This window comes from Collinsella aerofaciens, from assembly GCF_015670745.1.
GTDB classification, from domain to species: Bacteria; Actinomycetota; Coriobacteriia; order Coriobacteriales; family Coriobacteriaceae; genus Collinsella; species Collinsella aerofaciens_T.
The window spans coordinates 13,926-28,703 of the sequence record NZ_JADPCH010000013.1; the positions used below are offsets into that span (position 1 = coordinate 13,926).

16 protein-coding genes are annotated in these 14,778 nt (G+C 59.5%); 8 read left to right on the forward strand and 8 right to left on the reverse strand.

Features of this window, described 5'->3' with window-relative positions:
- Positions 1–25: 25 nt before the first annotated feature.
- Complete coding sequence (locus I4W07_RS05945; RefSeq protein ID WP_196025941.1) at positions 26–505, reverse strand: pyridoxamine 5'-phosphate oxidase family protein; 480 nt, start codon at positions 503–505, stop codon at positions 26–28.
- 260 nt (positions 506–765) lie between these two features.
- Between I4W07_RS05945 and I4W07_RS05950 the strand changes: the two genes are divergently transcribed.
- The 3 genes from I4W07_RS05950 to I4W07_RS05960 all read left to right on the forward strand — a co-directional run bounded on the left by I4W07_RS05950 (position 766) and on the right by I4W07_RS05960 (position 3,191).
- The gene (locus I4W07_RS05950) at positions 766–1,191 is read left to right on the forward strand and encodes a potassium channel family protein (RefSeq protein WP_196025942.1); all 426 of its coding nucleotides are present in this window, start codon (positions 766–768) and stop codon (positions 1,189–1,191) included.
- A 36-nt stretch (positions 1,192–1,227) separates the two neighbouring features.
- Complete coding sequence (locus I4W07_RS05955) at positions 1,228–1,761, forward strand: LOG family protein (RefSeq protein ID WP_196025943.1); 534 nt, start codon at positions 1,228–1,230, stop codon at positions 1,759–1,761.
- Positions 1,762–1,886: 125 nt separating this feature from the next.
- A complete protein-coding gene (locus tag I4W07_RS05960; RefSeq protein WP_196025944.1) occupies positions 1,887–3,191 on the forward strand; it encodes a chloride channel protein in 1,305 nt (434 codons plus the stop codon).
- A gap of 90 nt (positions 3,192–3,281) precedes the next feature.
- On the opposite strand, the gene I4W07_RS05965 is transcribed toward I4W07_RS05960, so the two are convergent.
- From I4W07_RS05965 to I4W07_RS05975, 3 genes are read right to left on the reverse strand one after another with little or no spacing between them, the layout of a single operon-like run.
- Complete coding sequence (locus I4W07_RS05965) at positions 3,282–3,980, reverse strand: ABC-2 transporter permease (protein WP_196025945.1); 699 nt, start codon at positions 3,978–3,980, stop codon at positions 3,282–3,284.
- Complete coding sequence (locus tag I4W07_RS05970; RefSeq protein ID WP_196025946.1) at positions 3,977–4,858, reverse strand: ABC transporter ATP-binding protein; 882 nt, start codon at positions 4,856–4,858, stop codon at positions 3,977–3,979. Before I4W07_RS05970 ends, I4W07_RS05965 begins: the two co-directional genes overlap by 4 nt.
- 23 nt (positions 4,859–4,881) lie before the next feature.
- The gene (locus I4W07_RS05975; RefSeq protein WP_196025947.1) at positions 4,882–5,262 is read right to left on the reverse strand and encodes a GntR family transcriptional regulator; all 381 of its coding nucleotides are present in this window, start codon (positions 5,260–5,262) and stop codon (positions 4,882–4,884) included.
- Positions 5,263–5,476: 214 nt separating this feature from the next.
- On the opposite strand from I4W07_RS05975, the gene I4W07_RS05980 reads away from it, so the two are divergent.
- From I4W07_RS05980 to I4W07_RS05990, 3 genes are all read left to right on the forward strand, one after another.
- Positions 5,477–7,090 carry a peptide chain release factor 3 gene (locus tag I4W07_RS05980; RefSeq protein WP_196025948.1) on the forward strand — a complete coding sequence of 538 codons (1,614 nt, stop codon included), beginning with the start codon at positions 5,477–5,479 and terminating at the stop codon, positions 7,088–7,090.
- Positions 7,091–7,246: 156 nt separating this feature from the next.
- Complete coding sequence (locus I4W07_RS05985; protein WP_022093974.1) at positions 7,247–7,969, forward strand: VUT family protein; 723 nt, start codon at positions 7,247–7,249, stop codon at positions 7,967–7,969.
- Between the two features lie 9 nt (positions 7,970–7,978).
- Positions 7,979–8,659, forward strand: a complete 681-nt coding sequence (locus I4W07_RS05990) for an SDR family NAD(P)-dependent oxidoreductase (protein ID WP_195362113.1) — start codon at positions 7,979–7,981, stop codon at positions 8,657–8,659.
- A gap of 50 nt (positions 8,660–8,709) precedes the next feature.
- Here the strand turns inward: I4W07_RS05990 and I4W07_RS05995 are convergent, their stop codons facing one another.
- Both I4W07_RS05995 and I4W07_RS06000 read right to left on the reverse strand, forming a co-directional pair.
- Positions 8,710–9,435: a uracil-DNA glycosylase gene (locus I4W07_RS05995; RefSeq protein WP_196025949.1), complete on the reverse strand. Its 726-nt coding sequence runs from the start codon at positions 9,433–9,435 to the stop codon at positions 8,710–8,712.
- 88 nt (positions 9,436–9,523) lie between these two features.
- Complete coding sequence (locus I4W07_RS06000) at positions 9,524–10,426, reverse strand: DMT family transporter (protein WP_196025950.1); 903 nt, start codon at positions 10,424–10,426, stop codon at positions 9,524–9,526.
- Positions 10,427–10,584: 158 nt separating this feature from the next.
- Between I4W07_RS06000 and I4W07_RS06005 the strand changes: the two genes are divergently transcribed.
- Positions 10,585–11,451: a LysR family transcriptional regulator gene (locus I4W07_RS06005; protein WP_196025951.1), complete on the forward strand. Its 867-nt coding sequence runs from the start codon at positions 10,585–10,587 to the stop codon at positions 11,449–11,451.
- Positions 11,452–11,478: 27 nt separating this feature from the next.
- On the opposite strand, the gene I4W07_RS06010 is transcribed toward I4W07_RS06005, so the two are convergent.
- Positions 11,479–12,861 (reverse strand): MATE family efflux transporter, encoded by a 1,383-nt coding sequence (locus I4W07_RS06010; RefSeq protein WP_196025952.1) that lies wholly within the window; start codon positions 12,859–12,861, stop codon positions 11,479–11,481.
- Positions 12,862–13,093: 232 nt separating this feature from the next.
- Between I4W07_RS06010 and I4W07_RS06015 the strand changes: the two genes are divergently transcribed.
- On the forward strand, positions 13,094–13,909 hold the full coding sequence (locus I4W07_RS06015; RefSeq protein WP_196025953.1) for a putative RNA methyltransferase: 816 nt from the start codon (positions 13,094–13,096) through the stop codon (positions 13,907–13,909).
- 128 nt (positions 13,910–14,037) lie between these two features.
- Here I4W07_RS06015 and I4W07_RS06020 read toward each other — a convergent pair whose 3' ends face one another.
- Positions 14,038–14,439, reverse strand: coding sequence for a hypothetical protein (locus tag I4W07_RS06020; RefSeq protein ID WP_055286664.1), 402 nt, complete (start codon positions 14,437–14,439; stop codon positions 14,038–14,040).
- Positions 14,440–14,778: the final 339 nt, after the last annotated feature.

Here is a 14,778-nt window from a genome sequence, read left to right on the forward strand (position 1 = left end):
GTTGCGAGCGCGTTTTCCACGTTCGCTACTTTTCTTGAATTTGTTTGCCGCAAAGGTGCTCAATCGTAATTTCATACAGTTGGACGCCTCTGATACTTTGCTTGATTTCCTCTTCGACCTCTTCGGCAGAAGGATAGTACTTGAGGGCAAACTGTCGGACTTTGTCTTCGACAAACGCCGGGTCATCGTTCACGAGGCGGCAACGGCCAAAAACCACGGTGCTCTGAACATAGGGTGCCCAGTCGTCGTCTTTATACCAATCGTTGCCATAGACGGTAAAGCAGACTTTGTCGCTGCGTTTGAGTGCATCGACCTTATGCCCCGCCTTGGCTCCATGAAAGTAAATTTTGTTGTGCTCGGGGTCAAAGTAGTAGTTAACGGGAATGGCGTAAGGATAGCCGTCGTCTCCGTTGACGGCAAAAATGCCGCGTTTGCAATTAACGAGCAGCTCTCGTGCCTCTTGATCGGTGATAGCGCGCTTCTTCCTGCGAAGAGGTCTAAACATCGTGGGCTTCCTTTCTTTCCGCGTGTTGCGTGCACGATGGTGGGCGGTGTGTCTATATCACGATACTAGTTCAGGCTGCGAGTTCGATGGGAACGCCCCGTTTTCCGCAGATTGAAACGTCCTTCGTTTTGTCGTGGGAGGATTGTCCCTCACAACCCGTCGTTTAGAAGCGTTCTTAATGATTGGTTCCGTTTGCAGGGGAGGCGTGGGACAATACCGACCAAAAGCGATTGATTGTCCTGAAAAAAAAGGGGGTCTCGATGAAAAAGCTGAGGACGCTGGCCGATGTGTTGCGTCAGGCCGGTTTCGTGCGTATCACGGGCCTATTTCTCGTCTTTTATCTTCTGTGTTCAACGGCCGTCTGGCTCTCTGAGCCCACGACCCTAACGTTTGGCGATGGACTTTGGTTTAGCTTTGAGACGGTCTCGACCATCGGCTTTGGTGACATTCCGGCCGAGACACCGGTCGCCCGTGCCATCACGGTCGTCCTGAGCGTTATTAGCATTTTTTACATCGCCATGCTCACGGGCGTGGCGGTGAGCTACTGCAATACGCTCATCAAGATGCGCCAAAAGGACACCATGGCGCGCTTTATGGACGATCTTGAGCGCTTGGAAGAGCTTGACCGCGATGAACTTGCCGATTTGTCGCGACGCGTGCGCGAGTACCGTCGTCGGCAGCGCTAAGACGAACGTCGCGCGTCACGATGAGGGGGACTGAACATGAATATCACCGTGTATCTGGGTGCCAGTGCCGGCAACGACCCGGCGTTTCTGCCCGCGGTGCAGGAGCTGGGCGACTGGATTGGCGCCAATGGGCACGCGCTGGTATACGGCGGGTCCAAGTCGGGACTGATGGGCGCGCTCGCCGATAGCGTACTTAATGCCGACGGGCACGTGACGGGTGTGGAGCCGAGCTTTTTTATCGAGGCCGAGTTTCAACATGACGGTATCGACGACCTCATCGTGACGAGCGATATGGCGGAGCGTAAAGCAAAGATGATCGAGCTCGGCGATGCGTTCATTGCCTTTCCCGGCGGCACGGGAACGCTCGAGGAGATTGCCGAGGTTATGTCCGCGGTGTCGTTGGGGCACCTGAGTGCTCCGTGCATCCTGTATAACCTGGACGGTTACTACAACGACCTCAAGGCACTGCTCGGACACATGATCGATAAGGGCCTATCGAGCCCGCGGCGCCAACAGGGCATCTACTTTGCCGAGGACCTGCACGAGATTGCCTCGATTATCAACGGATGAGCCTTGAGCCTGTCCCGCCGTGCTTCCCGTTGGCGCCGTTTGCAGCGCGGATGGTTGGCTTGTCTGGGCCACATTCGCTCTAAAATAAAACCTATCTTTGTCGATTTTGGCCACGGGAGGACCCGATGGATAGCCTTGCAAAACCCAAAAACCGTGCGCTGTTTTTAGTTAGCGTTGCCGTGACCGGTACGTTCGCAGGCGCCGCGGTCTGGCTGTTCTTTTTTGCGATGGAGCACGGTATCGACTATCTATGGACCGAGATTCCGCACGCGCTGGGCGTTGCTTCGCCCGAGCTTGCCAGCGGCCCGTTTGGCTTTTTGCCGTACCCGTTTTTTGTCTGCCTGCTGGGCGGCTTGGTGATTGGCCTGTACGAAAAGATGACAGGCACCAAGACCGATGACCTCAACCAGGTGATGGCTAAGGTAAAGCAAGACGGGTGCTACCCGTACGACAACCTGGGCAAGCTTTCGCTCGCGGCATTGCTGCCGCTGCTGTTTGGCGGAAGTATTGGACCGGAGGCCGGTCTGACCGGCGTCATCGCGGGCCTGTGCAGCTGGGTCGGCAACCGCATGCGCCGCTTTGGTGCCGAGTTTAGGGAGCTTACGCTGCTGGGTGCCCAGGCTGCCCTGACGGCGCTCTTTACCGCGCCTGTCTTTGGCTTTGTGGCTCCGCTCGCCGGTAGCGCCGACAGCCATGGTGCCAATGATGCTGAGGACCCCGCATCCGTCGAAATCACCATCAAGCTGCCCAAGGCGCAAAAGACGGTGGTCTACGGCATTGCGATTGCCGGCGGTCTGGGCGCCTACCTGCTGCTTGGCCAGCTTGTGGGCGGCGGCATGGGCATGCCCAGATTTGAGTCCGCCGAGGTGGGCAACCTGGAACTTGCCTGGCTCATCCCGCTGGCGTTGGTCGGCACCGTATGCGGCTGGCTGTACTTTGTCTCCGAGCACGCAAGCGAGGCACTGTCCCATGCAATAGGGGAGCGCCCCGTCGCCAAGGCCATGCTGGCCGGTCTGGTACTTGCCGCCTGCGGTACGGCTCTGCCCTTCACCATGTTTGCCGGCGAGACGCAGGCCGACGTGCTCATGGAAACCTATCTGACCATCCCCGCCGGTGTGCTCATCGCGACCGGTCTTGTTAAGGCCATGCTGACCCCCGCCCTCATCAACATGGGCTGGCGCGGCGGCCACTTCTTCCCCGTTATCTTCTCGGGCGTGAGCCTGGGCTACGGCTTTGCTATCCTCACTGGCGCTGATCCGGTCTTTTGCGTCGCCGTCTGCACGGCATCGACGATGGGTGCGGTCATGCGTCAGCCGGTCATGGTCGTGGGCCTGCTGCTCATGTGCTTCCCACTCAAGGGTATCGTCTGCATGATCATCGCCGCAGCCATCGCCGCCGGCATTCCGCTGCCCAAGCCGCTGCGCAAGTAGTACGGTGGCGCACGCCGGGGACATACCGTTTGCCACGGATTTGCGGGAAGGGGCGGCGATCGTGCCCTTCGTGGATTGAGGCTCGCGTGGTTACAGATCGCGTGCTCGATAGACCTTGGTGCTGACAGTGCAGCTGATTGCACATAGCGCGAGGGCCAGTACGGCAATTCCTGCACACAGACAGCCAAGGACGGCAGGATCGGGATTCGCCCCGGCAATCGACATAAGCCAGTTGCTGATGGGGTTGGAGGAGCTCAGCGCTGCCATGGCAAGGCATCCGAGCAGGGCAAACAGGCCGACGGAAAGGCGCAGCGCCTCCATGTGTCCAAATCGAAAGAACAGCGGCTGTGCCAAAAACACCATCATGAGGGAAATGAGCATGGACGCGGTCGAAGCGATTGTGATCTCAAAGACGGTCTGTCCCGTCGAGGGGATACCCGCGCTGTTGAAGAGCGGGATAGAGACGATGCTCAGAAGCGCGGCGGCGCACGCCATGACAGCCGAGAAGACAATGATGCTCAGGTAGCGTGCACAGATGATGTCTTTGCGCGAGATGGGCAGCGTTGCCCGATAGCGCTCCCATCCGTTTTGATTATCGAAGCCGGCCAGCGAACTCATGACCATGATGGGCGACATGGCACTTACCGCGCAGGCGCCGGCGCTCATACCAGAGTCACCGTCCGATGCGTTGGCGAGGGTCAACACGACGAATATGAACAGGCCGACACCCGCGATGCTCGGGACGAGCGTGCGAACGATGGCGAGCTCGGACATAAAGGCGCGTTTCATTTCGAAGCTCCTTTCAGCATGAGGCGCAGATAGTCATCAATGGTTGCCCGATCGCAGGGAATCTCGGGAAAGGCTTCGAGCGTATCGCGACGGTTGGGCACGAGCACGTCCACGCTATAGGCGTGGTGGGCGGCACGGGCGCCTTCGACGCAAGCCATGAGCTCGGACGCCTGTGCTTGGGTGCAGTGGGCGATGCCGGCGCGGTCGGTAATGTCCTCGCGCGGCAGGTCAAACACAATCGAGCCGTTATCGATGCAGATGACGCGGTCGGCGGCGCGATCGAGGTCGGACGTAATATGGCTCGAGAGCAGCACGCTGCGCTGGCCGTCGGAAACAAAGGCGAGCAGCTCATCGAGCAGCTCCTCGCGCGCCATGGGATCGAGGCCCGCGGTGGCTTCGTCCAAAACGAGCAGCTTGGCATTGTGGCTGAGCGCGCAGGCGAGCTGCAGCTTCATGCCCATGCCGCGGGAGAGGTCCTTGACCTTCGTCTTGGGATTGAGGCCAAATCGGTCGATGAATCCGGCGAACGTTTCGCAGCTCCACGTGGGATATGCCGGGCCTACGAGCCTCTCGACCTGGCCCACCTTGAGCGTGGAGGGGAAGGGACACGTGTCCAGGACGAGGCCGATGCGGGAGCGCAGGTGGCGCTGAGTCTCGTCGGGCGCGTCGGCGCCATAGCACTGCCCAAACAGGTGCACCTCGCCGGCATCGAGCTTTATAAGCCCGAGCGCGGCGCGAATGGTCGTTGTCTTGCCGGCGCCGTTTGCGCCCACAAAGCCGACGATCTGGCCGGGCTCTACGGCAAGCGTGACATCGCGTAGCGAAAAGCGGTCGCTCACGCGGCGCGATACACCTTTGAGTTCTAGCAAGGTTTGCATGGCATAGCCTTTCTTGCAGATGGTTACTGCATGGTTTCGGGGGCTACAAGGTCGAGCATCTCGTGTAGTTTGCCGCGCGTGACGCCCAAGGCTTCGGCTTGGCTCGCCGCTTTCGCAAGCAGCTCCTCGATATGGCAGAGCTGGTTTTCGCGCAAGAGCTCCTGGTTGCCCTCGGCGACAAAACAGCCCTTGCCCTGCACGGTGCAGATAAACCCGAGCTGCTCCAGATCGGCGTAGGCGCGCTTGGTGGTGATGACGCTCACACCAAGATCGCTCGCGAGTGCACGGATGCTGGGGAGTTTGGCCCCCGCCGCGAGCGTGCCCGAAAGGATCTGAGCTTTGACTTGCGAGGCTATTTGCTCGTAGATGGGCTTGTCGCTCGAATTGGATAGGATGATGTCCACAGCGGCTCCTTAGCTGTTGGGCTATACGTGTATATAACCGGTAAGCACAGTATATATACACTATGCACAGTTACGCAAGAGACAAATTCGGATTGGGCCGGCTGCCCGGCCCTGACTGATGAATTTGTCCTGATAGGTGCCCTAGATCGGGATTTCGCGGCTACAATAGTGCGGTTACAACGACGTAATGCACTCAATGCAAGAAAGGATCCGCATGGCAAGCCTGTCGGATGAAATCTCGTCGCGCCGCACATTCGCGATCATCAGCCACCCGGACGCCGGTAAGACCACACTTACCGAGAAGCTGCTGCTCTATACCGGCAGCATCCAGACCGCCGGCTCGGTCAAGGGCAAGAGCTCGGCCAAGCATGCCGTCTCGGACTGGATGGACATCGAGAAGGAGCGCGGTATTTCCGTTACCTCCTCGGTGCTGCAGTTCACCTACAACGGCGCCTGCGTCAATATCCTCGATACCCCCGGCCACCAGGACTTCTCGGAGGATACCTACCGTACCCTTATGGCCGCCGACGCCGCGGTCATGGTCGTCGATGGCGCCAAGGGCGTCGAGGCCCAGACCAAAAAGCTCTTTAAGGTCTGTACGCTGCGCCACATTCCCATCTTCACCTTTGTGAACAAGCTCGACCACGAGGCTCGCGATCCGTTTGAGCTCATGGAAGAGATCGAGAACGTCCTGGGCATCAATACGTATCCCATGAACTGGCCGATCGGCAGCGGTCGCAACTTCCGCGGCGTGTTCGATCGTCAGACCCGTCGCGTTATCGCCTTTGAGGGCGACGGCCACGCCAACGCCACCAAGAAGGTCGCCGAGATCGAGGCCGAGCTGGGCGATCCTGCCATGGATGAGCTCATCGGCGAGGAGAACCACAAGAACCTGATGGACGACATCGAGCTGCTCGATGGTGCCGGCGACGAGCTCGACTTGGATGCCGTGGCCTGCGGCAAGCTGAGCCCGGCGTTCTTTGGCTCGGCGCTCACCAACTTTGGCGTGGAGCCCTTCCTTAAGGAGTTCCTGCGTCTGGCCCCGACGCCGCGCGCCTATACCGATACGCTCACCAGCGAGCCGGTCGATCCCTGCCGCGATGACTTTAGCGGCTTTGTGTTTAAGATCCAGGCCAATATGGACAAGAACCACCGCGACCGCATCGCCTTTGTGCGCATTTGCTCGGGCAAGTTCGAGCGTGGCATGGACGCCTTCCACGTGCAGGGCAACCGCAAGCTCAAGCTTGCTACGGGCACGTCGATGATGGCCGATGACCGCGCCATCGTGGACGAGGCGTACGCGGGCGATATCGTGGGCCTGTTCGATCCGGGTATCTTTAGCATCGGCGACACCGTGTGTTCCGGCAAGCGCCACGTGCAGTATCCGCAGATTCCGACGTTTGCCCCCGAGATGTTCGCCCGCATTACGCAGGTCGACACGCTCAAGCGCAAGCAGTTTGTCAAGGGTATGGAGGAGCTTGCCCAGGAGGGCGCCATCCAGATTTTCCGCGAGCTGGGTGCCGGCATGGAGAGCGTCATCGTGGGCGTGGTCGGCGTGCTGCAGTTTGAGGTGCTCGAGCGCCGTCTCAAGGCCGAGTACCGTGTTGAGGTTCGTCGCCAGCCGCTGCCCTATACGGACATCCGCTGGATCCAGAATGACCCCGACACCATCGATATCCCGGGCCTTTCGCTCACGCGCGACACCCTGCGCGTCGAGGACATGCGCGGCGGTAAGCTGCTGCTGTTCACGAGCCCGTGGAACGTGGATTGGGCAACTGACCACAACCCCGACCTTATCCTGTCGGAGTTTGGCAACGTGGCCTTTTAACGCATCGGCGCGGTGGCCCTGCGGGGCTGCCGCGCCATTTACTTGCCTGATGCCGTGTGAGCGGCTATCATACCCACCGTCGTCTCAAGACCGTGACGTCCGAGCAGTTCGGGTCCGATATCCTGCTCGTTAAACCTAAAACCAAAGGAGTACATAATGATCAAGAAGGTCATGGAGGACTACAAGGTCCTGTTGCGGAGCATTCCCGCGGCAACGGTTTCGCTGTTTTTCGTGAGCGTCATCATGATGAACCTGCTGGCCAACAAAGAGCTCATCAGCCTGCCGTATCTGGCACTCGATTGCGGCTTTGTGGTGAGCTGGGTTTCGTTTTTGTGCCAGGACATGATCTGTAAGCGCTTTGGCGCCAAGGCATCCATCAAAATCTCTATCCTCGCGCTGTTGGTCAACCTGGCCGTGAGCCTGTGCTTTTGGGCATGCTCGCTCACGCCTGGCATGTGGGGCGCCTACTACGACACGGGTATGATCGAGGTCAACACCGCCCTTAACGCCACCATCGGCGGCACCTGGTACGTGGTGCTGGGCTCTTCGTTGGCAATGCTCGTTTCTGCCGTGGTTAACTCCACGCTCAACCAGTCGCTCGGCCGCATGCTCAAAAAGAATAACTTTGCGAGCTTCGCCTTCCGCTCCTATGTGTCCACGGGTGTTGGCCAGTTTATCGACAACTTGGTCTTTGCCATTGTGGTGAGCCACACGTTCTTTGGTTGGACCTGGGTGCAGGTCCTTATGTGCTCGCTGACCGGCGCTGTTGCCGAGCTGCTGTGCGAGGTTTTCCTGAGCCCCGTGGGCTACAAGGTCGTGCGCGGCTGGGAGCGCGAGAATGTGGGCTCCGAGTACCTCGAGCGCCACGCAACCGCCTAAGGAGCAAGTATGCGGGTTTTGATCACGGGTGCTTCGGGCGGTATCGGAGCCGCATGCGTGCAACGATTTTTGGACGAGGGCCACGAGGTCGTGGGCTTTGATTTGCTACCGGCGGCGATCAAACACGAGCGCTACCGCCATCTGATCGTTGATGTTCGCAAGCCGGACGCGTTTCCAGACGATCTTGAACCCCAGGTGATCGTGAACGTTGCCGGTACGCAGGATTCGGCTGACGACATCGCCGCCAACCTGTATGGCACCATCAACGTGACCGAGCGCTACGCCTTTGCGGGGGAGGGGCTTGCCGCCAAGCCGGCGCCGGCTATCAAATCCGTGGTCAATGTGGGGTCGGCGAGCGGGCATACGGGATCGGAGTTTCCTGCCTATGCTGCCAGCAAGGGCGGCGTTATCGCCTACACCAAGAACCTTGCAAACCGCCTGGCACCGCAGGCCATTGCCAACAGTGTGGACCCGGGCGGCGTTATCACGCCGCTCAACCGTTGCGTGATGGAAGACGAACACCTGTGGAACCAGATTATGGAGCTCACGCCGCTTAAGCGCTGGGCCACCGCCCAAGAGATCGCCGAGTGGATCTACTTTGTGGGCGTGACCAACCGGTTTATGACCGGGCAGAGTCTGCTAATCGATGGCGGCGAGGCCGGCCGCACACAATTTATTTGGCCCGAATAGGAAATGCGCCCGATGGAAAGCCGTCGGGCGCATTTTTGATGTATCGATTGTTAGCCGAGGCAAGTCCAGTTGACGGGGGTCGAGTCGTGCTGTTCGAGTAGCCGATTGGCTGCCGAGAAGGGGCGTGATCCCATAAAGGCGGGGAGTACTGCCGTGGCACGGTTGGCCGAAAGCGGCGAGGGGTGCGTGGATGCCAGGCAGAACTTGCCGGTTGCCTTGCCCGCACCGATCGCGGCGAGCTTGCCTTCGACCATCTGCTGGGCAAAGCGGCCCCATGCCAAAAAGACAACCGACTGGGGCAGCCTACAGCAGCGCTCGATGATGTAGTCGGTGAGTGTGCTCCAGCCCAGCTTGGCGTGCGAGTTCGCGGCATGCTCGCGCACGGTGAGCGTAGTGTTGAGAAGCAGGACGCCCTGTTGTGCCCATGGTGTTAGATCTCCCGTGGCGGGAATGGGACAACCCAGATCAGCTTTGAGTTCCTTATAGATGTTGCGCAGGCTCGGCGGCAACTTGGTTTGCGTCGCGGGGACCGAGAACGACAGTCCCATTGCCTGGTTGGGTCCGTGATAGGGGTCCTGACCCAAGATGACAACTTTGACCTGGTCGGCCGGCGTGTAGGCGAGGGCATTGAGGATGTCGTCTTGTGCCGGGTAGATGGTCTGCTCGGCACGCAAAAGGGCGATACGCTCGAGCAGCTGGTTCGTAGTGTCACGTACCGGCAGCGGCGCATCGCCCAACCAAGTTGCTATGTTGCGGTCGCGGGTCGCGGCGTCCATGGGGCTCCTTTACGTCAGATGCTCTGCTGGCATCTATTGTAAAGGCGCACCGGTTGCCTTTATGCCGCGGCTGTATGAAGAGTGGGGTCTACGAGACGTGCTCGGGCGCTCCTGCCATGCGAGCCTGTCCATGTGCGCGGAGGCGCGGAAGCTCGACGGTTGCCACCATGACGCCGGTGAGGATGAGGGCGGCGCCAAAGAAGGCGATGGGGCTCAGGACCTCGCCGACCAGGAAGAACGAAAAGACGGCGGAGCATACCGGCTCGAGCGAGAAGGCGAAACCGGTGGTCTCGGCAGGCACGTGGGGCTGCACGAGTGTCTGGGTGATAAAGCCGTAGGCAGAGCAGATGAGTGCGAGCGCGACGACGACCGCGATTTCGCCCGGCGTGCTGGGAAGCGTGAAGCCGCCAAAGGTGAATGCCGCGACGCCCGAGAACAAACCGCCAAAGCCTAGCTGCCAAACGCCCAGAGCCAGCGGATCGACTTCTTCGACAAAGCGCTTGGCCACGATAATGTGGCTGGCATAGATAAAGGCCGAGAGCAGCATGATGATCGCGCCGGGATTCAGGCTGGTAAAGTCGGCGCCCGAGAGCAGCAGCATGCCGCAGGTGACGATAGTCGTGCCGATGAGCACCTTGCGCTCGGGGGCGCGGCGCAGCAGGGCGGCGTTGGCAAACGGCACGATCACGACCGTCAGGCTCTGCAAAAAGCCGGCAGTGGAGGCAGAAGTGAGGCTGGAGCCCAGACACATGCAGGTGAGCTCGGTTGCCATAATGGCGCCGATGATGGCGGCACGGACCATAAGGTCGCGGTTAATGCGCAACGCGTGCTTGTGGAAGAGCAGCAGGCAGACCACAAAGGCGATGATGCAGCGTAGCGCGACGATGCTCGTGGCGTTCATGCTGTCCATGCCGATCTTCATGAGGGGATACGAAAAGCCCCATGCGACGGGAACGGAAAATGAGAGCGCGATTGCTTTTTTGCGATCCATGGGACTCCTTTTGTTACAGAACGGTTACGCAAAAAGGATTCTGCTCCCAGATGTGGATGTAGTAAAGCGAATGTATCTTCAGTATGATTAAGAAATACTAATGTAGGCAGAAAAAGCGCTGGCAAAACGTTTTACGGCTGCATTGATGTGGAGGCACGATGGCATCGCGGTATCAGATTGTTTGTATGGTGGTCGATTGCGGCAGCCTGAAACGTGCGGCCGACGAGCTGGGCTATACGCAAAGCGCGGTGAGCCAGGCCGTCAAGGCGCTCGAGCGCGAGCTGGGCACCACGCTTATCGAGCGCGGTAAGCAGGGTGTTTCGCTTACGCGCGACGGTAAACAATATCTGCCGTACCTGCGCCAGATTGTGACTGCCGAGGCCGAGCTCGAGGGCAAGCGCCAGGAGCTGCTGGGACTTTCGTCGACTGATATTCGCATCGCGACGTTTACCAACGTGAGTCGAACCGTGTTGCCGCGTGTGATCCGCGACTTTGGGGCCTTGCACCCGGGCGTACGTTTTACCCTCAAGCAGGGCGATTACACGCGCAACGCTCAATGGGTGCACGACGGCGTAGTGGATTTTTGCTTTACGGCACGCGGGTTTACCGCGGGGCTCGAGAAGCGCGTGGTCTATCACGACGAGCTGGTGGCGCTGTTGCCTGTCGCGCATCCGCTGACGGCAAAGGAAAAGGTGACACTCGCCGACCTGGCGTCCGAGCCGTTTGTGCTGCTGGATGAGGGCGAACAGAGCCTAGTGCTCGATGCGTTTGCGGCGCATGGGCTGTCGCCGCACGTGACGAGCGAGGTCACTGACGACTACACCATCATGGCGATGGTGGAGGAGGGCCTAGGCGTGAGCATGCTCTACCGTCGTACTGTGGAGGGCATGCGGGCCGATATTCGCGTACGTCCCATCGTGCACGCCCCCTCGCGCGACGTAGTGGCAGCTTGGCGCAGTTGGGACACCATGCCCATCGCCACGAGGCACTTTATCGACTATATGAGCTCGCATATTGTCAATTAATGACTGGCGTGGCGTTGAGTGCGGTGTTTAGCGGGCTGTCGCTTTGGCTTGGGTGGCGCGATAGGTGCGTGCCGGGTGGCAAAGTAGCACCGCCACGACCATAAAGAACGCCGTGGTGCCCAGGCTGATGGGGTAGACCATCATGATGTTCGCAAAGGTGCGGAAGTGCGGGAACACGCAGAACACCCAATAGAAGCGGATGCCGCAGACGCAGATCATGGTGATGAGGGCGGGCGTGAGCGAGATACCAAAGCCACGCAGGTAGCCCGACATGTTTTCGTAGAACATGCTAAAGGCGTACGCCGGGAAGATCGAGCACACGCGGATATAGCCGATCGAGACGATGTTGGGATCGCTGTTAAAGAGCGACAAGATCTCGCGCCCCAGGCCGACAATAACGATAATTGTGGTGAGCGCGACGATACCGCCTTCGACCAGGCAGACCTTGAGCGTTTTGGTGCAGCGGTCGATCTGGCGGGCACCGTGGTTTTGTCCCACAAAGGTGGTGCAAGCCTGGCTAAAGCTGTTGAGCAGGTTGTAGCACACGTACTCCAGGCTCATGGCGGCGCTCGAGGCTGCCATGACTTCGGTGCCCAGACTGTTGATGGCAGACTGGATGATGATGTTGGCGACGGCAAAGACAGCGCTTTGGATGCCGGCGGGCAGGCCGATCTTGACGATGCGCTTGAGGGCGACGGGGTCGATAGCCAGGTCGCGCGGGGTGACGCGGACGACGGAGTCGGTCTTGAGCAGGCGGATAAAGAGCGTAGCGGCGCTGACGGTGTAGGCGATGGCGGTGGCGATGGCGACGCCCGCGACGCCCCAGTGGAGTACGGGGACAAAGATGAGGTCCAGGCCAATGTTGAGGACGGTGGACACGGCAAGCGCCTGCAGCGGCATGCGGGTGATGCCGACGGAGCGGAAGATCGCGGCCTCAAAGTTGTAGAGCAAGATCGAGGGCATGCTGAGCAAAAAGACGCGCAGGTAGAGCGAAGCGAGCGGCATGGTCTCGGCGGGAATGTTGAGCGCGGCGAGCATGGGCTCGGCAAAGATCTCGCCCAGCGCGATGACGATAAAACCCACGAGCGCCATTAAAATCGAGGTATGGACGGCGCGGTTGACCATATTCTGATCGTTGCGGCCGATAGCGTTGGCGATGACCACATTGGAGCCAAGCGACATGCCAATAAACAGGTTGAGCATAAGACTGGTAAGCGGAACATTGGAGCCGACCGCCGCCATGGCGAGGGTTCCCTGGTCGCCCGAGAAGTTACCGATAATGACCGTGGCGATGAGGTTCGACAGCTGCTCCAAGATGCTCGTGGCGGCCACGGGGAAGGCGAACAGGGGAATATTGCGCCACAGCGAGCCGATGGTCATATCGATGTGCTTAGATGCGGTATCAGCCATACGCTCTCAATCTCTAACATGCTATATCGTGCTTATTTGCGCAGACGATGATACTCCTAATGCAACCAGTCGGCACTTAGGGACGTTCCTTTTCTGCCGGCAGCTGGGGACACTCCTTGTAGTCATTGGGGACGTCCTTAAACGACTAGTCATTCAAGAACGTCCCCAATGACTAGGTGGGGAAGGCGTGCGACAATGGTGTGCGTTGTGTTGTTCGCGCTAAGGAGTTGCCATGTTGTTGTGTCCCGTTTGCCATGAGCCGTTGGTGGACAATGAACGCGGTGCTGCATGCGCGAGCGGACACCGGTTTGACCGTGCGCGCGAGGGCTATCTATATCTGCTGCGCTCGTCCAAGAGCGGCGACTCCATGGGCGATCCCAAGTCGCAGGCACGCAGCCGTCGTGACTTTCTGAACCGCGGATACTACGCACCGTTGCGCGATGCGATGGTCGAGCTGGTGCGCAAGCAGGTGTCTGGGCGTGCTGCGTCTACGAGCGGCCCCATGACGCTGCTCGATATTTGCTGCGGCGAGGGCTATTACACGAGTGCCATGGGCGCGGTGCCGGGCGTGGGCGCTTACGGGTTCGACTTGGGCAAAGAGATGGTGCGCCTGGCCGCCAAGCGCGGCGATGCGACCTATTTCGTGGCCAACATGAAGGACATCCCCGTGGCGGACGGCGCCTTCGATATGGTGACCGAGCTCTTCGCTCCCTTTAACGAGCGTGAGTTTGCCCGCGTGCTGGCGCCAGAGGGCTCACTCTATACCGTGGTGCCGGGTGCCCGTCATTTGTTTGGGCTCAAGGAGGTGCTCTACGACACGCCATATCTTAATGACGAGAAGCTGCCGCAGACCACCGAGCTCGAGTTGGTCGGAACGCAGCGGGTGTCTGCGAATATTACGCTTCAGACCCAGGCGGACATCGAGGCGGTGTTCCAGATGACGCCGTACTACTACCGCACGCGCCCCGCCGACAAAGAGCGCCTGGCAAACCTCGATACCCTTCAGACTGACATCGACTTCATCATCGCCGAGTACCGCCACAGCTAACAACCTGCCAAAAAGGGACAGGTTTATTTTGGTAGGTTTTATCTGGGCAAACGTAAAGGGCCGACCGCGGAGATGCGCGATCGGCCCTTTTTAGCTGCTTGATAGCAGGGGCTATGGGAGACAGGTGCCTACAGGCGGTCCTTGTTCTCGGCCTTAACGGCGTGTGCCTGCTGAACAAAGAACAGGTCGTACACCACGATGACAAAGGCGCCAAAGTTGATGGCGTCGCCGCCAAACGCGGGAAGCGTGAGCACCGCTTGGGCAAGCGTGGCGACCGCGGCAACAATACCGAGCTTAAACGCGCCGTCCACCTGCGAAGGCTTGTTGGCGCCCTTGATACCGGCGACGCCTGCGGCAAGGTCGACGAGACCCTTGGCGATAAGCACAACCGCCGCGAGCGTGGCGTACGAACCGTACGTGGAATCGAGACCGCCCGTGGCGATACCGACGCCGGCGGTGACGAGGCTGGCGATACCCAAAACAAAGTAGATGAGAGCAAGGATTTTGAGAGTCTTGCGAGTGAAGCTCATGGCTGGTCCTTTCGATACGAGTACGCCAACTTGGCGCACCCAATGTACTGCACATATGGTGAAGCACATTGTAGTTCAACGCAGCGATGCATGCGCCTGAAAGCGCTTTGAGCCCGCGCGGCCCAACCCAACCTTTCAAAAGGGAAAGCTGGACGTAAGCCAAATCGATGGCAGCTCATGTGCGGCGCTGAGATGATGAGGCCGTAACAAGGAGTTGGTCTCAAGGAGGAGCCATGATGTACGGAGCAGGGCAAGTGCGTGAGCCGCGGTCGTTGGGAAGGCGCATGGGTGATTCTGTGATCGCTGCCGTGTGCACGGGATTGATGGCGGTGCTTTGCA